Origin of the sequence: Pseudomonas sp. RC2C2 (genome assembly GCF_018390435.1) — a bacterium.
Classification (GTDB): Bacteria; Pseudomonadota; Gammaproteobacteria; order Pseudomonadales; family Pseudomonadaceae; genus Aquipseudomonas; species Aquipseudomonas donghuensis.
In genome coordinates this window covers 2,165,299-2,186,592 of sequence record NZ_JAHBAX010000001.1, presented here as the reverse complement: position 1 = coordinate 2,186,592, position 21,294 = coordinate 2,165,299, and the positions used below count along the sequence as shown (strand labels likewise).

Here is a 21,294-nt window from a genome sequence, read left to right as displayed (position 1 = left end):
CCCTGGCGTCTGGATGAGCGGTGGCGCGGTCGCCATCGCGGTGATCATGACCATTGGTCTGCTCGCCGTGATCGCCGTGCGCGGCCTTGGCCACTTCTGGCCGGCCGACCTGCTGCAAGCCAGCTACAACGTGCCTGGCCAGGCCAACCACATCGTCGTCGGCGAAGTGGTGCAGAAGGAAGAAGTACCTCGCGCGCGTCTGAAGGGTGCCGGCTTGCCGGTGCCTGACGAAGGCCCTGAGTTCATGACCCGCGAGCTGATCAAGATCGGTAACCGCGACCTCAACGGCAGCGACTTCACCTGGGTGGTTGGCGAATGGCTGACCGACCAGCAGAAGCCGGTCGACCTGATCGCCCTGGAGCGCCGCGAGTGGGGCAACTTCTACGGCTACCTGGTCAGCGTCAAGGAGAACGGCAAGGTGGTCGCCGAAGGCCAGGCCGCCTGGAGCGAACTGCAGAACCGCCTCAAGCGTGCCGACAAGCTGGCCGGCGAGCTGCAGAGGCTTGAGAAGAAAGACATCGGTGCGATCAACTACGGCCTTGAGCGCCTGCGCCTGCAGACCCGCAAGCTGGAACTGGATGGCAAGCTGGATGCCGCTGCCCAGGCTGATATCGAAGCCGAGCGCGCCGAGCTGAACAACCGCTACAAGGCCATCGAAGAGCGCCTGGGCGGCCTGCACCAGGACTTCGGCCGCGACAGCCTGGTAGCCAAGGACGGTAATGGTCGTGAGGTGGAAATCAACCTGAGCAAGGTGGTGCACGCCTACCAGCCAAACGGCATGGGCGTATTCACCAAGCTGGGTGTGTACTTTGCCAAGGTCTGGGAATTCCTCAGCGACGACCCGCGTGAAGCCAACACCGAAGGCGGGATCTTCCCGGCGATCTTCGGTACCGTGATGATGACCCTGATCATGGCCGTGATCGTCACCCCGTTCGGCGTACTGGCGGCGGTGTACCTGCGTGAATATGCGCGTCAGGGCCCGGTGACCCGCTTGATCCGTATCGCGGTGAACAACCTGGCGGGTGTTCCGGCAATCGTTTACGGCGTGTTCGGCCTGGGCTTCTTCGTCTATGTGCTGGGTGGCTCGCTCGACCGGTTGTTCTTCCCCGAAGCCTTGCCCGCGCCGACCCTGGGTACCCCGGGCCTGCTCTGGGCTTCGCTGACCCTGGCGCTGCTGGCGGTGCCGGTGGTGATCGTGGCCACCGAAGAAGGCCTGGCGCGGATTCCGCGCACGGTCCGCGAAGGCTCGTTGGCGCTCGGTGCGACCAAGGCCGAGACCTTGTGGAAGATCGTCCTGCCGATGGCCAGCCCGGCGATGATGACCGGCATGATCCTCGCCGTGGCCCGCGCCGCCGGTGAAGTGGCGCCGCTGATGCTGGTGGGGGTGGTGAAGCTTGCGCCTTCGCTGCCGGTGGACGGCAACTACCCGTACCTGCACCTGGACCAGAAGATCATGCACCTGGGCTTCCACATCTATGACGTCGGCTTCCAGAGCCCCAACGTCGAGGCCGCGCGGCCGCTGGTGTACGCCACCGCGTTGCTGCTGGTGCTGGTAATCGCCACGTTGAACCTCTCGGCGGTCTGGATTCGTAACCACCTGCGCGAGAAGTACAAGGCGCTGGATAGTTGACTGAAAGCTATTAGCCATAAGCGGCAAGCTACACGCCGCTTTTGCTCAAACTTGCAGCGTGCAGCTAGAAGCTTGCAGCTACAAACGGAGTGAAATCATGCAACATGAAACCCATTCTCACGGTATCGACATGTCGGCCCTGGGTCGCGACAAACAGAGCCTGCGCCTGGCTGAAGAAACCGTAGCCATCGAAGTGCCTGGCCTGAGCCTGTACTACGGCGACAAGCAAGCCCTGTTCGATGTCAGCATGAACATCCCCAAGCAGCGCGTGACCGCCTTCATCGGCCCGTCCGGCTGCGGTAAATCGACCTTGCTGCGTACGTTCAACCGTATGAACGACCTGGTTGACGGCTGCCGCGTCGAAGGTGCGATCAACCTCTACGGCAACGACATCTACCGCAAGGGCGAAGACGTGGCCGAGCTGCGCCGCCGGGTCGGCATGGTGTTCCAGAAGCCCAACCCGTTCCCCAAGACCATCTACGAGAACGTGGTCTACGGCCTGCGCATCCAGGGCATCAACAAGAAGCGCGTGCTCGACGAAGCGGTTGAGTGGGCGTTGAAGGGCGCGGCACTGTGGGATGAGGTCAAGGACCGCCTGCATGAGTCGGCGCTGGGTCTGTCCGGTGGCCAGCAGCAACGTCTGGTGATTGCCCGCACCATCGCCGTGGAGCCAGAAGTGCTGCTGCTCGACGAGCCCTGCTCGGCACTCGACCCGATCTCGACGCTGAAGGTTGAAGAGCTGATCTACGAGCTCAAGTCCAAGTACACCATCGTCATCGTTACCCATAACATGCAACAGGCGGCACGGGTCTCCGACTACACCGCGTTCATGTACATGGGCAAGCTCGTCGAGTTCGGTGATACCGACACATTGTTCACCAATCCGGCGAAGAAGCAGACCGAAGACTACATCACTGGCCGTTACGGTTAACGGCAGTTGCAAGCTTCAAGCCGCAAGCTGCAAGAAAGTGGCGAGCGTGAAGCCCGGGAACGACACGAACAAACTTGAAGCTTGAAGCTTGCTACTTGAAGCTTTTTCGCGGAGCGAAAGCATGATCGATAAAGACAGCCTTACCCACCATATCTCCCAGCAGTTCAACGCCGAACTCGAAGAGGTTCGCAGCCACCTCCTGGCGATGGGCGGCCTGGTCGAGAAGCAGGTCAACGACGCGGTTACCGCGCTGATCGAGGCCGATTCTGGCCTGGCCCAGCAGGTGCGCGAAGTCGACGAGCAGATCAACCAGATGGAGCGCAATATCGACGAAGAGTGCGTGCGCATTCTTGCCCGGCGCCAGCCGGCGGCGTCCGACTTGCGTCTGATCATCAGCATTTCCAAGTCGGTGATCGACCTGGAGCGCATCGGCGACGAGTCGACCAAGATTGCCCGCCGCGCCATCCAGCTGTGCGAGGAAGGCGAGTCGCCGCGTGGTTATGTCGAAGTGCGTCACATCGGTGACCAGGTGCGCAACATGGTCCGTGATGCCCTCGATGCCTTTGCCCGTTTCGATGCCGACCTGGCACTCTCGGTCGCTCAGTACGACAAGACCATCGACCGCGAGTACAAGACCGCGCTGCGCGAGCTGGTCACTTACATGATGGAAGATCCACGCTCGATCTCGCGTGTTCTCAGCGTGATCTGGGCCTTGCGTTCGCTGGAGCGTATCGGCGACCACGCCCGTAATATCTCCGAACTGGTGATCTACCTGGTACGCGGCACCGATGTGCGTCACCTGGGCCTCAAGCGTATGCAGGAAGAGGTTCAGCGCAGTGGTGAAAGCGCTAATGTTCCGGGCAAATCTGACGATAACTAAGACTGCCCGAGAATGAACGCCCGGCCTTGGCCGGGCGTTTTCGTTTGCGGGTGAGGCAGCCGCGAACGAAACAACGAGTCCCGGCGTGACCCAATGTTTGGCAAATGGCCATCAGTCAGCGTTATGCTAGTCGGGATTCAATAGGAGTGGCGATGAGTAAAGTCAGTGTGTTGGTTGTGGATGATGCGCCGTTCATTCGCGACCTGGTCAAGAAGTGCCTGCGTAACTACTTCCCCGGTATCGTCATCGAAGACGCGGTCAACGGTCGCAAGGCCCAGACCTTGCTGAGCCGTGAGACTTTTGACCTGGTCCTGTGCGACTGGGAAATGCCGGAAATGTCCGGTCTTGAACTGCTGACCTGGTGCCGCCAGCAGGAGTCGATGAAGACCTTGCCGTTCATCATGGTCACCAGCCGCGGCGACAAGGAGAACGTCGTCCAGGCGATTCAGGCCGGGGTTTCGGACTTTGTCGGCAAGCCATTCACCAACGAGCAACTGCTGACCAAGGTGAAGAAAGCCCTGACCAAGGTTGGCAAGCTCGACACCTTGCTGGCCAGTGCGCCGACCCGCGCCAGTTCGGCCTTTGCCAACGACTCGCTGAGCGCCCTGACCGGCGGCCGTGCCGAAACGGTCAAGCCGACAGCGCCAGCGGCCCCCGTGGCAGCGGCCAAACCGTTGGTGAGCGCTCCCAAGCCTGGCGCTGCGGCACCGGCAGGTCGTGGCCAGGGCCAACTGCGTTTGCCAAGCGGCGTTCAGCCGTGCGTGATCAAGGCGCTGAGCCTCAAGGAGGCGCTGCTGGTGGTGCGTCGTGGCGAAACCCTGCCACAGGTACTGGAAGGTGCGGTACTCGACCTGGAGCAGGGCGAGAACGCCGAGATCGCGCGTCTTAACGGCTACCTGCATGCGATTGCCGCGCTGGAGCCCAAGCCGGACAGCGACTGGCTGCAACTGACCTTCAAGTTTGTTGACCAGGATGCGCAGAAGCTCGACTACCTGTCGCGCTTGATCGCCCGCGGATCGGCGCAGAAGCACTTCGTACCGGGGGCCTGACGGCCCTGTGGGAGCGGGCCTTGCCCCGCGATCGAGCGCGCAGCGGTCGCAATCCAGACAACACCTGATGTATTGACTGGGCTGGCCTCCTCGCGGGGCAAGCCCGCTCCTACAGGAGCCGGCCTTGCCGGCGATCAATGCACCGCTCGTCTCCTGGCACACCCCTGAAACACTCTCGCCGCATCCCCGCCAAAATCTGCTGCTAGGCTTCGACAGACCATCAACTGTCAAAAAGCCACTACTCATGCCTGCACGCACGCTGCTGTTCTGCGCCTTGCTCACGGCTTGCAGCCCTGTGCTGGGCATCACCCTGTACAAAAGTACCGACGCTTATGGCGTGGTGTCTTATTCCGATCGCCCGATTCCCGGCAGCCGGGCATTTGTCTTTGGCGACAGGATGGTCGAACAGCTGGACACCCAGGTGCAGTTGCAGGTCAGCCGGTTTGCCGGTGGTGTGCGCTTCAGTGCGCGCAACGACACTTACGCGCCAGTCGAGGTGGAGCTGCGTTTGCAGCGCATGGGCAATGTGCAGGGTGGGGCGTCACGGCTGGTACGGGGGGTAATACCGGCGCGCACGACGATGCCGTTGACCCTGCTAAGTGCGCGGCAGCCCGGCAGGCCGGTGAGCTACAAGGAGAAATTCTCTTACGCCCTGGGCAACCCGGGCCAGCGCCAACTGGCCTTCCGCTATCCCTTGCCCTGGCGTGGCGGGCCCTTTCGCCTGTCCCAGGGGCCCAATGGCCGCTACAGCCACTTCGGGCCCAAGGGTCGCTATGCCATGGACATCGCCATGCCCGAGGGCACGCCGATCATCGCCGCCAGGGCAGGGGTGGTAATCAAGACTGAAAACAGCCAGAGCGGCCGTGGCAGCCATCCTTCGGGCAATTTCGTACGGATCCTCCACGAAGACGGCACCATGGGCGTGTATCTGCACCTGATGCGCGGCTCGGTGGTGGTCAGGGAAGGGCAGCGGGTGGTGTATGGCACGCCGCTGGCCAAGTCCGGCAATACCGGCAACAGCAGCGGGCCGCATCTGCATTTTGTGGTGCAGCGCAACGTCGGGCTGGCGCTGGAGTCGATTCCCTACCAGTTCAACCAGCCCGTCGGTGGGTTGCCGAATTTTACCGCCGGCAACCCCTGAGGCGGCTCAATCGAGCTTGAGCACCTTGGCCAGGACGATCTTCGGGCCTTTCATCTTCTTGATGATGATGCGCAGGCCTTCGACTTCCAGCAGCTCTTCCTCTTCCGGCACCCGCTTGAGGGTCTCGTAGACCAGGCCGGCGAGGGTTTCCGCTTCGATATGGTCAAGGTCCACGCCGAGCAGGCGCTCGACCTTGAACAACGGGGTGTCGCCGCGCACCAGCAGCTTGCCCGGCTGGTAGGCAAGGATGCCGCGTTCGGCCTTGCGGTGTTCGTCCTGGATATCGCCGACCAGCACTTCCAGCACGTCTTCCATGGTCAGGTAGCCGATGACTTTGCCGTCGGCTTCCTCGACCAGGGCGAAATGCGCGCCGCCCTTGCGGAACTGTTCGAGCAGATGGGCCAGCGGCATGTGCCGCGACACGCGCTCCAGCGGGCGGGTCAGCTCGGCCAGGTTGAACGACTCGGGGATATGGTCGAGGTCGGCCAGCTCCAGCAGCAGGTCCTTGATGTGCAGCAGGCCGATGAACTCCCCGCGCTCGGCATCGAGCACCGGGTAGCGGCTGAACTTGTGCCGGCGGAACATCGCGAGGATTTCCTTGAGCGGCGCATTGGCATCGAGGCAGACCATGTCTTCACGGGAGTTGGCCCAGTCGACGACTTCCAGCTCGCCCATTTCCACCGCGGACGCCAGCACCCGCATACCCTGGTCGCTGGGGTCCTGGCCACGGCTGGAGTGCAGGATCAGCTTGAGCTCTTCACGGCTGTAATGGTGTTCGTGGTGCGGCCCGGGCTCACCTTGGCCTGCGATACGCAGGATGGCGTTGGCGCTGGCGTTGAGCAGGTAGATCGCCGGGTACATCAGCCAGTAGAACAGGTACAGCGGCACCGCCGTCCACAACGACAGCAGTTCGGGCTTGCGGATCGCCCAGGACTTGGGCGCCAGCTCGCCGACGACGATGTGCAGGTAGGAGATGACGAAGAAGGCACTGAAGAACGAGATGGCCTTGATGACTTCCGGCGATTCGACGCCGACCGCACCCAGCAGCGGCTCGAGCAGGTGGGCGAAGGCTGGTTCACCCACCCAGCCCAGGCCCAGCGAGGCGAGGGTGATACCCAGTTGGCAAGCGGACAGGTAGGCGTCCAGCTGGCTGTGCACGGTGCGCAGGATTTGCCCGCGCCAGCCATGCTGCTCGGCAATCGACTCGACCCGGGTCGAGCGCAATTTGACCATGGCGAACTCGGCGGCAACGAAAAAGCCGTTGAGCAGAACCAGCAGCAGAGCAAAAAGAATCATGCCGAAATCGGCGAAAAGTGCAGCGAGGTTGAAACCAGGGGAAGGGTCCATGATGGAGTTTTACGGGGTCCGTCTTCTAAGAAAGGGAGTACAGCAATGCCAGCACGTGCTGGCGCGAGTCAGCCAATGTAGCGGCTGACTGCGCAAATTTAAAGGGCGGCGGCTCAGGAGGCCTGGCGCACCGCCATCTGGGCAGGGGCGAAATGGCAGGTAAAGGTGCTGCCATGGCCCGGCACGCTGCTGATTTCCAGGCGCGCCCGATGGCGCAACAGCACATGCTTGACGATTGCCAGGCCCAGGCCGGTGCCGCCGGTATTGGAGGCGCGGCTGGAGTCGACCCGGTAGAAGCGTTCGGTCAGGCGTGGCAAATGCTTGGGGTCTATGCCGATGCCCGAGTCCTGCACGCTCAGGTGCGCACCTTGCTCGTCGGCCCACCAGCGGATGCGGATCTGGCCTTCATCCTGGGTGTACTTGACCGCATTGAACACCAGGTTGGAGAAGGCGCTGCGCAGCTCCGCCTCGCTGCCCTTGAGGCGGATACCCGGCTCGGCTTCCAGGCTGATGCGCTGGTTGCGTTGCCCGGACAGCGCCTGGGCGTCGCCCTTGATCGATTGCAACAGGGTATCGACGGCCACCGGCTGGTTGTCCGAGGGGTAATCGGTGGCTTCCAGCTTGGCCAGCAACAGCAGGTCATTGAGCAGGGTCTGCATGCGTCCGCCTTGCTGCTGCATCTGCTGCAGCGCGCGAACCCAGCGTGGGTTCACCTCTTCGACGTTGTCGAGCAGGGTTTCCAGGTAGCCGGCAATCACCGTCAGCGGCGTGCGCAGTTCGTGGGAGACGTTGGCGACGAAGTCTTTGCGCATTTGTTCCAGCTGATGGATGCGGGTGACATCGCGCACCAGCATCAGGTGCTCGTTGTTGCCATAGCGGGTGATATGCAGCTGCACACGCATGCGGTCATTGATCGGCGAGGGGATTTCCAGTGGTTCGAGGTAGTTCTCCTGTTCGAAGTACTCCTTGAAACGCGGGTGGCGCACCAGGTTGGTCACTGGCTGGCCGCTGTCCTGTGGGGTCTTGAGGCCCAGCAGGGTTTCCGCCGCGCGGTTCCACCACTCCAGGTTGCCATCGCTGTCGAGCATGATCACCGCATCCTTGAGTGCGGCGGTGGACTCCTGCACCCGGTCGATCACCGCCTGCAGGCGCCCGCGCACGCGCTGGTCGCGGCGTTGCAGGTGATAGATGCTGTCGAACACCTCGCCCCACAGGCCATAGCCGTCGGGCGGTGCTTCATCGGGTTTGTGCAGACGCAGCCATTCGTGCAGGCGCAGCAGTTGCTTGAGGGTCCAGCCCAGGTAGATCGCCAGGCCCAGGGCCAGGCTCCAGCCATAGTAGCCGCTGATCAGGCCGGCCAGCAGGCAGACAGTGATCAGCAACAGCATGTGGCGAATCAGGGTGCCATGCCAGTTCTGGTTCAATTGGGATCCTTAGCGGATCAGCCGCACGTTGCAAGCTACAAGCTGCAAGGTTGAAGCGGATCTGCGTTTGCTTTTGCTCTTTCTTGCAGCTTGCAGCGTTCTCAACTCTTGGTAGAGAAGCGGTATCCAGTGCCGCGGACGGTTTGTACCAGATTTTCGTAGGCATCACCCAGCGCCTTGCGCAGGCGGCGGATATGCACATCGACGGTGCGCTCTTCGACATAGACGTTACCGCCCCAGACCTGATCCAGCAGCTGCCCACGAGTGTAGGCGCGTTCCTGGTGGGTCATGAAGAACTGCAGCAGGCGGTATTCGGTCGGGCCCATTTCGGCCGGCTTGCCGTCGATGGTCACCCGGTGGCTGATCGGGTCGAGCAGCAGGCCGCCGACTTCGATCGGCGCCTCGCCATCGCTTGGGCCTGCGCGGCGCAGCACGGCCTTGAGCCGGGCCACCAGCTCGCGCGGCGAGAATGGCTTGGTGATGTAGTCGTCGGCACCGACTTCCAGGCCCTGGATCTTGTTGTCTTCCTCACCCTTGGCGGTGAGCATGATGATCGGGATGTCGCCAGTCAGCTCATCACGCTTGAGACGCCGGGCCAGTTCTATGCCGGACGTGCCCGGGAGCATCCAGTCGAGCAGGATCAGATCGGGTTTGCGGTCGACGATGATGGCATGGGCCTGCTGGGAATTCTCGGCTTCCAGGCAGTCATAGCCGGCCATTTCCAATGCAACGGCGATCATCTCGCGAATTGGCGCTTCGTCGTCAACGATCAGAATGTTTCTGCCAACCATGCTTAAACCTCTTCCATTAAAGGTGTCTTGGCCCGCATTAGATAACGGAATTATTGCAGTCGTGTGACAGCTCGGGGGCCGTTGCAGCAACATTCTGTTACTGGGCTAGGCTTAAATTCCCTTTCCCGAGCTTTACGGTGAATCCAATGACACGACATACGCTGAACTGGATGGCTCTATTCACTGCAGTTGTCTTGGCGCTGCCGGGAGTGGCTCTGGCTGATCATGCCATGGAGAAGAACGGCATGCTGGTCGATCATTCCGACATGACGCTTTACACCTTTGACAAGGATACCGGAGGCAAATCCATGTGCAGTGGCGAGTGTGCCAAAAACTGGCCGCCATTGATGGTCAAGGCAGGAGAAAAAGCCGAGGGCAAGTGGACGCAGATCAAGCGTGATGACGGCTCGATGCAATGGGCCTACGACGGCAAGCCGTTGTATACCTTCGTTAAAGACAAGAAGGCGGGGGACACCATGGGCGATGGCATGAAAGATGTCTGGCACGTTGCCAAACCCTAGTGGCTTCATCGCGGGGTAAACCGGCTCCTGTAGGAGCAGGCTTGCCCCGCGAAACAATCAGAAGCTGTAATCCAGTACGATGCCAATAAAGATCAGCAGCCCCGCCCAGTGGTTGTGCAGGAAGGCCTTGAAGCACGACTCGCGGTCCAGCTTGCGCGTTGACCAGAACTCCCAGGCAAAGCACAGCAACGCCGCCACCAGCCCCAGGTGGAACCAGCCGCCCAGTTCGAAGCGGTTGCCGGCCAGCAGCAGGCAGCCCAGCGACAGCACCTGCAAGGTCAGAATGATCACCCGATCGGCTTCGCCGAACAGGATGGCAGTGGATTTGACCCCGATCTTGAGGTCGTCATCGCGGTCGACCATGGCGTAGTAGGTGTCGTAACCCACGGTCCACAGCAGGTTGGCGATGTACAGCAGCCAGGCAATGGCCGGCAGCTCGCCGGTGGCGGCGGTGAAGGCCATGGGGATGCCCCAGGAATAGGCCGCCCCCAGTACTACCTGTGGGTAGTAGGTGTAGCGCTTCATGAACGGGTAACAGGCCGCCAGCGCCACGGCACCGAACGACAGCCACACCGTGGTGGCGTTGGTGCACAGCACCAGCAAGAAGCTCACCCCGACCAGCGTGGCAAACAGAATCAGCGCCTCGCGGGCATTGATCCGCCCAGCAGCCAGCGGACGGTCGGCGGTGCGTTTGACGTGGCCATCGACCTTGCGGTCGGCAAAGTCGTTGATTGCGCAACCTGCGGCACGCATCAGTACCACGCCGAGGGTGAAAATCAGCACATTGGCGACGGTCGGCGTGCCCTTGGCGGCAATCCAGACTGCCGAGAGGGTCGGCCACAGCAGCAGGTAGATGCCGATCGGGCGGTCCATCCGGCTCAGCTGGATGAAGTCCCAGGCCCGGGGATGCAGACGATTGAACGACTTGAGCAGCTGCAGGTACATCAGCGGTTCTCCGAGGGTTTATCGGCAGCAATCCACAGCGTAGGCAAGAACACTTCAGCCACCAGCACGCTCAAGGTGCCACGGTCGAAGCGTGAGCGACGTCCCCACAAGCCTTCATGGCGTTGCTCCGCCGGCAGCCAGGCGTGTGGGTAGTGACAGACCTCGATGGGCCGCCGAGCAAATCCCTTTTCGCAGAACAGCAGTTCACCCAGTGAGCGGCTGCCCAGTGCTGCCAGGTCCAGGCCGCCGCTTTCCAGCGAGCTGCGCGCGGCCACGCTGCGGGCAAACACCCAGGGCTGGCCATGGCCGCGCAGGTACACCTCGCGCACCCAGCCTTCGCTGCCCAGGGGCAGATCAAGGGCCAGGCATTCATCGTCGCGCAAGCGCTGCCAACCCTCGCAAAGAGGTGTAACAGAAAAGTGATCGGCGGATAATTGAATCAGGCGGCGGGTCAGGGAGCCCTGGTCGAACAACCAGTCGAGGGTCGCGGGCGGGGTGTTGTCTGCCACGTCAGGGTGCTGCAGCCAGAATGCAGCGGGCGCTTGCAATGTTTCGTACGGCACGGCGGTATCGAATAACAGGCCAGAGAGACGCCGAGCTTAGCATGATTGCCCGATCCGGCTTGCATGCTGGCACCTCGCTCCAGTACAAAGCCCCTCTTTGATGGTCGCCATTGTAATGTTCACCAGAGCGGCCACTCCAAAGCCTGAGTTCTTTGAGGAAGTGCGTAATGAAAAAGTGGCAATGTATCGTCTGTGGCCTGATCTACGATGAGGCCGAGGGCTGGCCGGATGACGGTATCGCTCCAGGGACCAAGTGGGAAGACGTACCCGCAGACTGGCTGTGCCCGGACTGCGGCGTCGGCAAAATGGACTTCGAAATGATCGCCATCGGCTGATCCCCTCCAAACAGATTCAAGGAAAGCAGCGCATGACGGCTCCAGTGGTGATTGTCGGTACAGGTCTGGCGGGTTACAACCTGGCCCGCGAATTTCGCAAGCTCGACGGCGAAACGCCGCTGCTGCTGATCACTGCCGACGACGGCCGCTCCTATTCCAAGCCGATGCTCTCCACCGGTTTTGCCAAGAACAAGGATGCCGACGGCCTGAGCATGGCCGAGCCCGGCGCCATGGCCGAGCAACTCAAGGCCGAAGTGCGCACCCACACCCGCATCAGCGGCATCGACCCCGGCCACAAGCGCCTGTGGATCGGCGAGGAGCAGGTGCCCTATCGGGACCTGATCCTGGCCTGGGGCGCCGAAACCGTGCGGGTGCCGGTCGAAGGCGACGCTGCCGACCTGATTTTCCCGATCAACGACCTCGAAGACTACGCCCGTTTCCGTGTCGCGGCAGCCGGCAAGCAACGGGTGCTGATCCTCGGTGCCGGCTTGATTGGTTGTGAATTTGCCAATGACATGAGCCTGGGCGGCTATCAGGTCGCGCTGGTGGCGCCGTGCGAGCAGGTCATGCCGACCTTGCTGCACCCGGCGGCCGCTGCCGCCGTACAGCTTGGCCTGGAGGGGCTGGGCGTGCGTTTCCACCTGGGGCCGGTGCTGACCCGCCTGCAGCGGCTGGAGCAGGGCCTGGAGGCGCACTTGTCAGACGGCAGCGTGATCGCTTGCGACCTGGTGGTTTCGGCGGTCGGCCTGCGACCACGCATCGACCTGGCCTCGGCAGCGGGGCTGCAGGTCAACCGCGGCGTGGTGGTCGACCGTCAGCTGCGCACTTCTCACGACAATATCTTCGCCCTGGGCGACTGCGCCGAAGTCGATGGCCTCAACCTGCTGTACGTAATGCCCTTGATGAGCTGCGCCCGGGCATTGGCGCAAACCCTGGCCGGTAACCCGACAGCGGTTGCCTATGGGCCGATGCCGGTCACGGTGAAAACCCCGGCCTGCCCGCTGGTGGTTTCGCCCCCGCCCCATGGCCGCGAAGGCCAGTGGAGCGTTGAAGGGCTGGGTGCGGACCTCAAGGTGCTCTGTCACGATGCGGACGGCCAGTTGCTGGGCTATGCCCTGACCGGCACTGCGGTCATGGAGAAGCTGGCTCTAAATCGGCAACTTCCGGCGCTGATGGCGTAAATAACCGGCGTTCTGTCGGATTTCCCCTGCCTTTGCCCCAACAATGGCCGCCCAGAGACTGGCGCGGCCCCTGAGGGCATGCCATTCTCACTCCCGTCTGCCGCAGTTTAGAGCCTGCGGTGCCTTGGGCGCTGTTCTTGAAGAGCAGCACGGCATAACAACAAAAAAACCGTCAAAGAGGCTTCACTATGCGTAAACCAGAACTCGCCGCCGCCATTGCGGAAAAGGCCGATCTCACCAAAGAGCAAGCTAACCGCGTGCTCAACGCCGTGCTCGAAGAAATCACTGGCGCCCTGCATCGCAAGGACAGCGTGACGCTGGTCGGCTTCGGTACCTTCCTGCAGCGCCACCGCGGTGCCCGCACTGGTAAAAACCCGCAAACCGGCGAACCGGTCAAGATCAAGGCCAGCAACACCGTTGCTTTCAAACCAGGCAAATCCCTGAAGGACAGCGTCAATCCGTGATGCCTCGCACAGATCGATTGCAGTAAAAAACGGGCACCGCACAAGGTGCCCGTTTTTTATTGCCGCCGCCCTGGCATCTGGCTAGCATACGCGGCCCCCGTCGCAACGATGGGAGTGTCCAGGGAGGGCCGTGATGAAGATCGAAGGATTCGCAGTAACCGCTAGCGCAGGGCAACGCCATGTATGACGGTCTGACCTTGCCCAACTACCTGGCGAGTGTCGCCGACAGCAACCTGTTCGGTAGCCTGGCCTTTGTCTGCCTGGTATTGATACTCACCGGCCTGCACCGGCGCTGGCGTGACCAGCTCTGGCATCGCCTGCTGACGTTCATTTGCCTGACCACCGTGGTGGTCATGGAACTGGTGGGCTCCTACTACGCGAACCTGCCACCGGCATGAGCAAAGGCAGATGGTTCGCTCTGGCGTTGCTGGTACTCCTGCTGCTGCCAGGCGTTACCACGCAGTTGTACTGGAACGCGCTGCTGCTATGGATGGAACCTGACAACTTCATCCCCGCCGAGTCCTCAATGCTGACCTTCGAGCCCTACCAGATTTCCCAGGGCTCCTCGTCGTACTGGCTGTACGGTCAGGACAAGCACAACTACTACCACTTCACCTACGAAACCGCGCACCCCTATCGCTATATCGCCCGCGACAACAACTGCCCCGGCTTCGACAGGAACGATGTGCGCAGTTGGTGCCAGGCCTTACAAGGAAATGCCCGATGACCCGCCGCTGGCTGATTGCCCTGGTCGCGCACGCGCTGGCCTGTTTGCTGTTCCTGCTGCTCAACGACATCGGGGTCGATTACTACAAGCAGGTCTACGGCGGCTTCACCGCCCGCGGCGTGGCGTCTGGCGCCATTGTCTGGTTGGTGTTCGACGTGATGGTGATCTTCAGCCTGGTGATTGCCCATGTGCCGCAGCTCAAGCACAAACTCATGCTCAATGCCGCGCTGGTGGCGCTGATCATCTACTGGCTGATGCCGGACCACCCGGTGCGCACGATGTTCTTCAGCCCCCTGGCCGGTGGCCTGACCTTGCTGGCGATACTGATCACCCATTGGCTGGGCCCGCTGCCAGCGGCCAAAGAGGTGCAGTCTTGAATCGTCGGCGCTATTTCGTCCTGGCGGCGGTCGGGGCATTGGTCCTGTGGGTGGGGTACAACATTCAGGTGCTGATCGACCGGCCCAGTGCATACGGAGTGGTCAGTGAGTCTGGCCGCTATCGCATGGAGAACATACCGGTGGGTGGCTGGCTGGTGCCTTTCGATGACCTGGCCTACCTGCGCATCACTGACCGCAGCAACGGCCATCAGGTCTATCGCACCCCCCTGTACTCACAGACCCCCCTGGACATGCGCGACTATGAAGACAGCGGCACCGTCGGCATTGTCTGGATCAGATTCTTCAAGGCCGATCAGCACTTCGAGATCGAAATGCCCAACTGGGAGCCCCATTGGCTCAACTATTTCATCAGCAATACGCCCTACGAGGTGGCCGACGAACAGGCCGATTGCCGCAAGCCGGAACATGCCTTGCGCTTTATCTGGGATGTGCTGAGTTACTGGCTGGGGTTCAGTGATTACTGGTGCACTCAAACCCAACAGCTGATCGACAGAGGAAAATCATGAAAGGCTTGGCGATGGCCTGGTGTCAGCGGCTCTGTTCGCTTCTGCTGCTGGCCGGTGCAACAACCTGCGTGGCCGCGCCGGCGGACATGCCGGATTGTTCCGACAATGACTTCGGCGCCTTCTTCGCCGCATTTGCCAAGAGCGAAGCGCTGCAGCAGTCGCTGGTAGCCGACCCGCTGATCGAGCAACGGATCTACCCCGGGCGCAAGCAACCGCGTGTGTCGATTCGCAAGCTGACCCCCGAACAACGCCCGTCCCTGGCGTTGCTGCAGCCGGCCAAGCGTGCCGAACTGGGCCTGGTGGTCGAGCAGGAGGGCATACGGCAAGTGGTGTTGCACGACACCAAGGGCGAACTGCTCAAGGTCTACACCTTTTCCCGTGGCCAGTGCTGGGTGTTGCAGCGGATCGACGACTGGTCCCTGGAAGGCTTCTTCACCGGGCGCAAGGAGAAGGTCGCCGGCGAGCTGGATGTCGAGCGTGCCAGGCTCTATGAGGACCTGGGCAGGGCAGGGCTCTACGACAACCCTGGGCAACTGATGAACGCCGCCCTCAACAGCCTGCTCAGTGCCGCTGCCAAGGGCAACAACGAAGCGGCGGTGCAGGCGGTCATCCTGATTTTTTCGGGAGAGGCCGAACGGCTGCCGGACGCGACCATCGTGCAACTGCTGGAATCGGCCATGAGCACTGAACGCGACGCCGGCGCCATGCTGGCGCACTTTGTTTGCTACGGCGAAGAGTATGCCGAGAACTTGACCTGCCAAAACCCGGGCAAAGCGCTACAAGCCTTGCAGCAATCGGCGAAACTGGAGTCGCCGAGGGGGCTGGTGGACCTTGGTTACGCCTATGAGAATGGCAAGCTTGGCCAGCAGGACAATGCCCGCGCCATGGCTTGCTACCAGCAAGCTGCGCTTGAGGCGAGCGGTTACCGCGATAGCGCCGTGGACGGCATCAAGCGCCTGAGCGACAAAGGCGTGGTCGAGGATGTGGTGCAGAAATGCCTGTAACTCGCCCCTATCGCCTGGCAATCGCCCTGACTGTGCACGTGTTGGCCATTGTCACTTACCTGTTGCTGCACAATACCGGCATGACGATGTACAGGCAGATGGCCGGTGGGTTGATGTCACGCGGGGTCGCGATTGGCATGGGCATGTACCTGATCTTCTACTTCGTGGTGCTGATGAACCTGGTGATCGCGCTGGTGCCTCGGCTCAAGTGGCGGTTGCTGCTGGCGGCCGCCATTCCTGCTGCGATCCTCTTGTACCTGCTGCCGCAGCATCCGCTGCGCGCGCTGTTTTGCAGCGTGCTGGGGTTTTTCACGGCATTGGCGGCAATCGGCGCGAACCAGCTGGTTTTGCACCTGCTGAGCAAGGTCAGGCGCCAGTGAACAACCCGGTTGCAAGGCAATCAGCGGCTATCATCGGGTAAAGCGCAGAGAACTATGGCGTTTTTGTAGCGAGACTATAAACTGCTTCGCCAGTCACTTTTTAGCCGAGGCGTGCACATGAAGTTTCGCTTTCTCCTTTGGGCCATGGGCTTGCTGATGGCCAAGGCCAGCCGCAACAACCCTGCCTTCCAGCAGCAACTGGCCGACAAGGACCTGGTGTTCCAGCTGCAGACCCTCGATGGCAAGGCGGCGCGCCATTTCATCGTCAAGGACCTGCGCATCAGCAGCAAGTCCGGCAGCCACCCTGCGCCGGCCTTTGCCATCGCCTTCAAGGATGCTGCGTTCGGCTTTGCCACCCTGCAGGCCAAGAACAAGCAGTTGGCTTTCATGCAGGGGATTCAGGACAAGAGCATCCAGATCAAGGGCAACCCGGCGCTGGTGATCTGGTTCCAGGGGCTGATGAAGTACCTGAAACCGAAAAAGAAGGCCTGACCGCCAGGGTCAGGCTCATGCCTCAGTGCTGGCTGAACTGCGAGGCCAGCTCACGCAGCATGGCTTCGGCTTCCAGTACCTTGTTGACGACATCCTCGGCCTTCTCACGGGTCAGGTTCAGGCGCTCGAGCAGCTCATCGGGGATGCTTTCCTGCGGCCCCGAGCCGATCCCGCGCGAACGCAGCAGGCGCACCGCCAGGCATACCAGGTTGGGGAAGGCGGCGTAGTCGCCGGCGTAGGTCGGGTCGTGCTGGAAGCGCAGGGCGGTGGACAGCTCCTCCGGCATGTCCCAGTAGCGCATCAGCCAGGCGCCGATCTGCTCGCGGCTGATGCCCAGCAGGTGCTGTTCGACGTAGCTGTGGCACAGGTGCGGATTGACCTCCAGGTGCCGGCAGATCAGCGAGAAATGCGGCGGGAACACATGTGCCAGCAACAGGTAACCGAAGTTGTGCAGCAGCCCGGCCAGGTAGGTCAGGCCTGATTCCGGGCGCTCGGCCCGGGGCATGGCGCGGGTCAGGCCTTCGATCACCGCAGCGGTGTAGATCGATTGCTGCCAGTAAGGCGTGGTCTGTTGCGGGTGGTCCTTGGGCAGGCTCAGGGTCTTGCCCAGCGCCAGGCCGAGGGCCAGGTTGATCACCAGGTCAAAGCCCAGCACGCGAACGATAGCGTCTTCCACCGAGCGGATCTTGCCCGGTGACGCGTAATAGGGCGATGCCGCCCAGCTGACCACTTGCGCGGCCAGTGCCGGGTCGGTTTCGACCACGCCAGTGATGTCGTCGATGGTGGCGTTGGGGTCGACCCGCAGTTTGATGATCTTCTGTGCGGTTTCCGCCAGCGGCGGGATCTCGATGGTGCTTTCCAGGCGCTGCTGGATACGCCTGGCGGTGAACGCCTGGACGGCCTGGGAGATCTCCTCGCGGTCGTCATGGGGGCGGTCAAGGTTGGGGCGGATGCTGCTCAGCAATTCGCCGAAGTTGCCGGCGCTGGCTTTGCTGAGCATCTTCTTGAAGTCGTCGCGCTCGATTTCCAGTAACAGGCCGGCTTCGCCAGAATGAATCAGCAGGCGCTCGGGCCGTAGCAGGTTCTCTTCGTACAGGCACGGTGAGCTGGTCAGCGCCGGAATCCCCGGGAGCAGCTTCAGGCCGTGCTTTTCCAGCATGTGCCGCAGGCGTTCCAGCGGCACGGCGGCCAGCTTGCGCCCGGTCAGCTCGGTCAGGCGGCTGAGGTCCAGCAACTGGTTCTGCGGGAACAGCACCATCAGCGCGCCGATTTCGTCATCCAGCAGTACGGCCTGCACTTTGGCGGCGGCCGGCAGCTGCGGGTGTTCGCTCACTTCGCGGTAGGCGATGCCGAGCTTGTCGAGCAGCAACCGGATAACAGACGGAGCGTGGGGGGTTGCGGTGTCCAGAGCAACTTCAGTCATGGTCTGTATCCAAAATTTTTTCAATCGCATGAGTATAACCAGCTTGAACCTTGGGCTGGCTGCAATCTGGGACGGCCGTCACACTTGGCCATATTGCTGGCCGTGACGCAGCCAGCGCTCCAGCAACGGGCTCACGTGCGACGGCCAACGCGCCAGCAGGGCCTGGGCGGCATCGCGCACGGCGGGCAGCAGATCGGCATCGCGCATCAGGTCGGCGACCTTGAATTGCAGCAGGCCGGTCTGGCGGGTGCCGAGCATTTCGCCGGGGCCGCGCAGCTCCAGGTCCTTTTCGGCGATGATGAAGCCGTCGTTGGTTTCGCGCATGATCCCCAGGCGTTCGCGGCCGATCTGCGACAGCGGCGGGTGATACAGCAGCACGCAGTGGCTCACCGCGCTGCCGCGGCCAACCCGGCCGCGCAGCTGGTGCAACTGTGCCAGGCCCAGGCGCTCGGGGTTCTCGATGATCATCAGGCTGGCGTTGGGCACGTCGACCCCCACCTCGATCACCGTGGTCGCCACCAGCAGTTGCAGGTTGCCCTGCTTGAACTCGGCCATCACCGCGGCTTTTTCCGCAGGCTTCATGCGCCCGTGAATCAGGCCGACGCGCAATTCGCCCAAGGCGCTGCTGAGCTCCTCGAAGGTGGTCTCGGCGGCCTGGCAGGTAAGCTCTTCGGACTCTTCGATCAGGGTGCATACCCAGTAGGTCTGACGCCCTTCGGCACAGGCCGCACGGACCCGCTCGACCACCTCGAAACGCCGGCTGTCAGCCACCAGCACGGTATTGACCGGGGTGCGGCCTGGCGGCAGCTCGTCGAGGATTGACGTATCCAGGTCGGCATAGGCGCTCATTGCCAGGGTGCGCGGGATCGGCGTGGCGGTCATGATCAACTGGTGTGGGCAAAGTTGGCCGCCCACGCCTTTCTGGCGCAGGGCCAGGCGCTGTTGCACGCCGAAGCGGTGCTGTTCGTCGATGATCGCCAGGGCCAGGTTGTTGAACTTCACCTCTTCCTGGAACAAGGCATGGGTGCCGACCACCATCGGTGCGCCGGCGGCGATCTGCTCCAGGGCGCTGGCGCGCGCCTTGCCCTTGAGCTTGCCGGCCAGCCAGGCGACTTCGATGCCCAGCGGCTCCAGCCAGCGCTTGAAGGTGATGAAGTGTTGTTCGGCGAGGATCTCGGTGGGCGCCATCAGCGCCACCTGGTAACCGGCCTCCAGCGCCTGCAGCGCGGCCAGGGCGGCGACCACGGTCTTGCCCGCGCCAACGTCTCCCTGGACCAGGCGCAGCATTGGCTCCGGCTGGCTGAGGTCGTAGGCAATCTCGTTGCCGACCCGCTGCTGTGCGCCTGTCGGCGCAAAACCGAGGTTGGCCAGGTACTGCTGTGGCAAGCGGCTGGCCTTGGGCAGTACCGGCGCACGCTGGGCACGCAGGCTTTCGCGCAGGCGCTGCTGGGACAGCTGGTGGGTCAGCAGTTCTTCGAATGCCAGGCGGTGCTGGGCCCAGTGCTGGCCTTCGGCAAGCTCGTCGACATCGGCATCGGCGGGTGGGTGATGCAGGTAGCGGATCGCGTCGTCCAGCGGTGCCAGTCGATAGTCCCGGGCCAGTTCTTCCGGCAGCCAGTCCGGCAGGCTGCGCGGGCCCAGCAGCGCCAGGCTCTGTTGGCACAGCTGGCGCAGGCGCTGCTGGGTCAGGCCTTCGGTGGTCGGGTAGATCGGTGTCAGGGTCTGTTCCACCGGGGCCGGCTCGTCGCCGGTCAGCGCGCGGTACTCCGGGTGGTAGATTTCCAGGCCCGAGGCACCTGGGCGGGCTTCACCGTAGCAGCGCAAGTGGGTGCCACGCTTGAGGCCTTCCTTCTGGGCGTTGCTGAAATGGTAAAAGCGCAGGCTGAGCACGCCGCTGCCGTCGCCCAGGCGCACCAGCAGGCTGCGGCGCTTGCCCATGACCACGTCGGTGCCACTGACCACGCCTTCGATCACTGCATCCTGGCCCGGACGCAGGGCGCCGATGGGCACCACGCGAGTACGGTCCTGATAGCGCAGCGGCAGGTGGAACAGCACGTCCTGAAGGTTTTCCAGGCCGACCTTGGCGAGCTTCTCGGCCATGGCCTCGCCGACACCCTTGAGCGCGGTCACCGAGACCTGGGACAACTCCGGCATGGCGCTTTCCTACTGGCTCGCGGCGGGTTTGGCGACCGAGCACAAGCGGATCGAGTCAGCGAGGATCTCGATCGCCTTGGGCCGCGGGAAGCTGGCGCGCCAGGCGATGGCGACGGTACGAAACGGTGCCGGTGGGCTCAGGGGGCGCACTTCGATCACGCCCGGGGCGTAATGATGGCTGTGCACTGCCGACAGCGGCAGGATCGACACACCGAGGCCTGAAGCGACCATGTGACGAATGGTCTCCAGCGAGCTGGATTCGACCGTGGTGTGTTTGGCGCCGTCGCTGCCCTTGGCCAGGGTCGGGCAGGCTTCGAGCACCTGGTCACGGAAGCAGTGGCCTTCACCGAGCAGCAGCAGGCTCTTGTCGTTGAGCATGCCGGCGTCGATGGTCTCTTTCTGGGTCCATGGATGCTCGCTGGGCATCAGTACGTAGAAAGGTTCGTCGTACAGCGGCAGCGTCAGCACATCGGCCTCGTTGAACGGCAGGGCGATGATCACTGCGTCCAGCTCCCCGTTGCGCAGCTTGTCGCGCAGTACATGGGTGAAGTTTTCTTCGATGTACAACGGCATCTGCGGGGCGACCCGGTGCAGTTGCGGGATGAGGTGCGGGAACAGGTAGGGGCCGACGGTGTAGATCGCGCCGACTTTCAGCGGGGCAGTCAGCTGGTTCTTGCCGGCCTGGGCCAGCTCGCGAATGCCCTGGGCCTGCTCAAGCACCTTTTGCGCCTGGGCAACGATGCCTTCGCCGACCGGGGTCAGGCGCACCGCGCTTTTGCTGCGCTCGAAGATCAGTACACCCAGCTCGTCCTCAAGCTTCTTCACGCCGACCGACAGCGTCGGCTGACTGACGTGGCAGCGCTCGGCGGCATGGCCGAAGTGCTGCTCCTGGGCGAGGGTGACGATGTAGCGCAATTCTGTGAGGGTCATAACGTGCGTCCATGAAGTTGCGGCCCCAGCATAGCGGCTGCAATCGATAGACGCACGTTATCAGACTTGCTCGTTTGT

Annotated in this window: 24 protein-coding genes; 16 read left to right on the top strand and 8 right to left on the bottom strand. The window is 62.5% G+C overall.

Going from position 1 to position 21,294, the window contains the following annotated elements; all coding sequences use genetic code 11:
* Positions 1-13 precede the first annotated feature (13 nt).
* The 5 genes from pstA to KHO53_RS10170 all read left to right on the top strand — a co-directional run bounded on the left by pstA (position 14) and on the right by KHO53_RS10170 (position 5,631).
* Positions 14-1,630 (top strand): phosphate ABC transporter permease PstA, encoded by a 1,617-nt coding sequence (gene pstA / locus KHO53_RS10190; protein WP_174242345.1) that lies wholly within the window; start codon positions 14-16, stop codon positions 1,628-1,630.
* A 97-nt stretch (positions 1,631-1,727) separates the two neighbouring features.
* Positions 1,728-2,561, top strand: a complete 834-nt coding sequence (gene pstB / locus KHO53_RS10185; RefSeq protein ID WP_010225943.1) for a phosphate ABC transporter ATP-binding protein PstB — start codon at positions 1,728-1,730, stop codon at positions 2,559-2,561.
* 121 nt (positions 2,562-2,682) lie between these two features.
* Positions 2,683-3,441, top strand: a complete 759-nt coding sequence (gene phoU, locus KHO53_RS10180; protein ID WP_010225942.1) for a phosphate signaling complex protein PhoU — start codon at positions 2,683-2,685, stop codon at positions 3,439-3,441.
* A gap of 152 nt (positions 3,442-3,593) precedes the next feature.
* Positions 3,594-4,490, top strand: coding sequence for a response regulator (locus tag KHO53_RS10175; RefSeq protein ID WP_010225941.1), 897 nt, complete (start codon positions 3,594-3,596; stop codon positions 4,488-4,490).
* Between the two features lie 244 nt (positions 4,491-4,734).
* Positions 4,735-5,631, top strand: coding sequence for a peptidoglycan DD-metalloendopeptidase family protein (locus KHO53_RS10170; RefSeq protein ID WP_010225940.1), 897 nt, complete (start codon positions 4,735-4,737; stop codon positions 5,629-5,631).
* A 6-nt stretch (positions 5,632-5,637) separates the two neighbouring features.
* On the opposite strand, the gene KHO53_RS10165 is transcribed toward KHO53_RS10170, so the two are convergent.
* The 3 genes from KHO53_RS10165 to phoB form a co-directional block, all read right to left on the bottom strand.
* Positions 5,638-6,978 carry a hemolysin family protein gene (locus KHO53_RS10165; RefSeq protein WP_036995255.1) on the bottom strand — a complete coding sequence of 447 codons (1,341 nt, stop codon included), beginning with the start codon at positions 6,976-6,978 and terminating at the stop codon, positions 5,638-5,640.
* 113 nt (positions 6,979-7,091) lie between these two features.
* Positions 7,092-8,366 (bottom strand): phosphate regulon sensor histidine kinase PhoR, encoded by a 1,275-nt coding sequence (gene phoR, locus KHO53_RS10160; RefSeq protein WP_232531903.1) that lies wholly within the window; start codon positions 8,364-8,366, stop codon positions 7,092-7,094.
* Positions 8,367-8,503: 137 nt separating this feature from the next.
* The gene (gene phoB, locus KHO53_RS10155) at positions 8,504-9,193 is read right to left on the bottom strand and encodes a phosphate regulon transcriptional regulator PhoB (protein WP_010225936.1); all 690 of its coding nucleotides are present in this window, start codon (positions 9,191-9,193) and stop codon (positions 8,504-8,506) included.
* 146 nt (positions 9,194-9,339) lie between these two features.
* Here phoB and KHO53_RS10150 point away from each other — a divergent pair, with 146 nt between their 5' ends.
* On the top strand, positions 9,340-9,714 hold the full coding sequence (locus KHO53_RS10150) for a COG4315 family predicted lipoprotein (RefSeq protein ID WP_036995254.1): 375 nt from the start codon (positions 9,340-9,342) through the stop codon (positions 9,712-9,714).
* Between the two features lie 57 nt (positions 9,715-9,771).
* Here the strand turns inward: KHO53_RS10150 and ubiA are convergent, their stop codons facing one another.
* Positions 9,772-10,659, bottom strand: coding sequence for a 4-hydroxybenzoate octaprenyltransferase (ubiA, locus tag KHO53_RS10145; protein ID WP_100781871.1), 888 nt, complete (start codon positions 10,657-10,659; stop codon positions 9,772-9,774).
* The gene (locus KHO53_RS10140) at positions 10,659-11,222 is read right to left on the bottom strand and encodes a chorismate lyase (protein ID WP_026001472.1); all 564 of its coding nucleotides are present in this window, start codon (positions 11,220-11,222) and stop codon (positions 10,659-10,661) included. The genes ubiA and KHO53_RS10140 overlap by 1 nt, the downstream gene beginning before the upstream one ends.
* 167 nt (positions 11,223-11,389) lie before the next feature.
* Here KHO53_RS10140 and rubA point away from each other — a divergent pair, with 167 nt between their 5' ends.
* From rubA to KHO53_RS10090, 10 genes are all read left to right on the top strand, one after another.
* Positions 11,390-11,557: a rubredoxin RubA gene (rubA, locus tag KHO53_RS10135; protein ID WP_010225928.1), complete on the top strand. Its 168-nt coding sequence runs from the start codon at positions 11,390-11,392 to the stop codon at positions 11,555-11,557.
* Positions 11,558-11,589: 32 nt separating this feature from the next.
* Entirely contained in the window at positions 11,590-12,738 is a 1,149-nt protein-coding gene (locus KHO53_RS10130; protein WP_036995248.1) for an NAD(P)/FAD-dependent oxidoreductase, read from the top strand.
* 188 nt (positions 12,739-12,926) lie between these two features.
* The gene (locus KHO53_RS10125) at positions 12,927-13,202 is read left to right on the top strand and encodes an HU family DNA-binding protein (protein ID WP_003213368.1); all 276 of its coding nucleotides are present in this window, start codon (positions 12,927-12,929) and stop codon (positions 13,200-13,202) included.
* Positions 13,203-13,381: 179 nt separating this feature from the next.
* Entirely contained in the window at positions 13,382-13,600 is a 219-nt protein-coding gene (locus KHO53_RS10120; RefSeq protein WP_213570265.1) for a hypothetical protein, read from the top strand.
* A complete protein-coding gene (locus KHO53_RS10115) occupies positions 13,597-13,929 on the top strand; it encodes a hypothetical protein (protein ID WP_010225924.1) in 333 nt (110 codons plus the stop codon). The genes KHO53_RS10120 and KHO53_RS10115 overlap by 4 nt, the downstream gene beginning before the upstream one ends.
* Positions 13,926-14,306, top strand: a complete 381-nt coding sequence (locus tag KHO53_RS10110) for a hypothetical protein (protein WP_010225923.1) — start codon at positions 13,926-13,928, stop codon at positions 14,304-14,306. Before KHO53_RS10115 ends, KHO53_RS10110 begins: the two co-directional genes overlap by 4 nt.
* Positions 14,303-14,833, top strand: coding sequence for a hypothetical protein (locus KHO53_RS10105; RefSeq protein ID WP_010225922.1), 531 nt, complete (start codon positions 14,303-14,305; stop codon positions 14,831-14,833). The genes KHO53_RS10110 and KHO53_RS10105 overlap by 4 nt, the downstream gene beginning before the upstream one ends.
* Positions 14,830-15,837, top strand: a complete 1,008-nt coding sequence (locus KHO53_RS10100; RefSeq protein ID WP_036995246.1) for an SEL1-like repeat protein — start codon at positions 14,830-14,832, stop codon at positions 15,835-15,837. The genes KHO53_RS10105 and KHO53_RS10100 overlap by 4 nt, the downstream gene beginning before the upstream one ends.
* The gene (locus KHO53_RS10095; RefSeq protein ID WP_010225920.1) at positions 15,828-16,217 is read left to right on the top strand and encodes a hypothetical protein; all 390 of its coding nucleotides are present in this window, start codon (positions 15,828-15,830) and stop codon (positions 16,215-16,217) included. Before KHO53_RS10100 ends, KHO53_RS10095 begins: the two co-directional genes overlap by 10 nt.
* A gap of 117 nt (positions 16,218-16,334) precedes the next feature.
* Positions 16,335-16,709, top strand: a complete 375-nt coding sequence (locus KHO53_RS10090; protein ID WP_010225918.1) for a helicase — start codon at positions 16,335-16,337, stop codon at positions 16,707-16,709.
* 22 nt (positions 16,710-16,731) lie between these two features.
* On the opposite strand, the gene KHO53_RS10085 is transcribed toward KHO53_RS10090, so the two are convergent.
* The 3 genes from KHO53_RS10085 to KHO53_RS10075 all read right to left on the bottom strand — a co-directional run bounded on the left by KHO53_RS10085 (position 16,732) and on the right by KHO53_RS10075 (position 21,216).
* Positions 16,732-18,132: an aminoacyl-tRNA deacylase and HDOD domain-containing protein gene (locus KHO53_RS10085; protein ID WP_010225916.1), complete on the bottom strand. Its 1,401-nt coding sequence runs from the start codon at positions 18,130-18,132 to the stop codon at positions 16,732-16,734.
* 78 nt (positions 18,133-18,210) lie between these two features.
* Positions 18,211-20,286 (bottom strand): ATP-dependent DNA helicase RecG, encoded by a 2,076-nt coding sequence (gene recG, locus KHO53_RS10080; protein ID WP_010225915.1) that lies wholly within the window; start codon positions 20,284-20,286, stop codon positions 18,211-18,213.
* Positions 20,287-20,295: 9 nt separating this feature from the next.
* Entirely contained in the window at positions 20,296-21,216 is a 921-nt protein-coding gene (locus KHO53_RS10075; RefSeq protein WP_213570264.1) for a hydrogen peroxide-inducible genes activator, read from the bottom strand.
* Positions 21,217-21,294: the final 78 nt, after the last annotated feature.

Excerpts from the sequence above, each read along its gene's own strand:
- pstA (WP_174242345.1), top strand. The coding sequence starts at position 14 with ATGAGCGGTGGCGCGGTCGCCATCGCGGTGATCATGACCATTGGTCTG.
- pstB (WP_010225943.1), top strand. The coding sequence starts at position 1,728 with ATGCAACATGAAACCCATTCTCACGGTATCGACATGTCGGCCCTGGGT.
- phoU (WP_010225942.1), top strand. The coding sequence starts at position 2,683 with ATGATCGATAAAGACAGCCTTACCCACCATATCTCCCAGCAGTTCAAC.
- KHO53_RS10175 (WP_010225941.1), top strand. The coding sequence starts at position 3,594 with ATGAGTAAAGTCAGTGTGTTGGTTGTGGATGATGCGCCGTTCATTCGC.
- KHO53_RS10170 (WP_010225940.1), top strand. The coding sequence starts at position 4,735 with ATGCCTGCACGCACGCTGCTGTTCTGCGCCTTGCTCACGGCTTGCAGC.
- KHO53_RS10165 (WP_036995255.1), bottom strand. The coding sequence starts at position 6,978 with ATGGACCCTTCCCCTGGTTTCAACCTCGCTGCACTTTTCGCCGATTTC.
- phoR (WP_232531903.1), bottom strand. The coding sequence starts at position 8,366 with ATGCTGTTGCTGATCACTGTCTGCCTGCTGGCCGGCCTGATCAGCGGC.
- phoB (WP_010225936.1), bottom strand. The coding sequence starts at position 9,193 with ATGGTTGGCAGAAACATTCTGATCGTTGACGACGAAGCGCCAATTCGC.
- KHO53_RS10150 (WP_036995254.1), top strand. The coding sequence starts at position 9,340 with ATGACACGACATACGCTGAACTGGATGGCTCTATTCACTGCAGTTGTC.
- ubiA (WP_100781871.1), bottom strand. The coding sequence starts at position 10,659 with ATGTACCTGCAGCTGCTCAAGTCGTTCAATCGTCTGCATCCCCGGGCC.
- rubA (WP_010225928.1), top strand. The coding sequence starts at position 11,390 with ATGAAAAAGTGGCAATGTATCGTCTGTGGCCTGATCTACGATGAGGCC.
- KHO53_RS10130 (WP_036995248.1), top strand. The coding sequence starts at position 11,590 with ATGACGGCTCCAGTGGTGATTGTCGGTACAGGTCTGGCGGGTTACAAC.
- KHO53_RS10125 (WP_003213368.1), top strand. The coding sequence starts at position 12,927 with ATGCGTAAACCAGAACTCGCCGCCGCCATTGCGGAAAAGGCCGATCTC.
- KHO53_RS10120 (WP_213570265.1), top strand. The coding sequence starts at position 13,382 with ATGTATGACGGTCTGACCTTGCCCAACTACCTGGCGAGTGTCGCCGAC.
- KHO53_RS10115 (WP_010225924.1), top strand. The coding sequence starts at position 13,597 with ATGAGCAAAGGCAGATGGTTCGCTCTGGCGTTGCTGGTACTCCTGCTG.
- KHO53_RS10110 (WP_010225923.1), top strand. The coding sequence starts at position 13,926 with ATGACCCGCCGCTGGCTGATTGCCCTGGTCGCGCACGCGCTGGCCTGT.
- KHO53_RS10100 (WP_036995246.1), top strand. The coding sequence starts at position 14,830 with ATGAAAGGCTTGGCGATGGCCTGGTGTCAGCGGCTCTGTTCGCTTCTG.
- KHO53_RS10095 (WP_010225920.1), top strand. The coding sequence starts at position 15,828 with ATGCCTGTAACTCGCCCCTATCGCCTGGCAATCGCCCTGACTGTGCAC.
- KHO53_RS10090 (WP_010225918.1), top strand. The coding sequence starts at position 16,335 with ATGAAGTTTCGCTTTCTCCTTTGGGCCATGGGCTTGCTGATGGCCAAG.
- KHO53_RS10085 (WP_010225916.1), bottom strand. The coding sequence starts at position 18,132 with ATGACTGAAGTTGCTCTGGACACCGCAACCCCCCACGCTCCGTCTGTT.
- recG (WP_010225915.1), bottom strand. The coding sequence starts at position 20,286 with ATGCCGGAGTTGTCCCAGGTCTCGGTGACCGCGCTCAAGGGTGTCGGC.
- KHO53_RS10075 (WP_213570264.1), bottom strand. The coding sequence starts at position 21,216 with ATGACCCTCACAGAATTGCGCTACATCGTCACCCTCGCCCAGGAGCAG.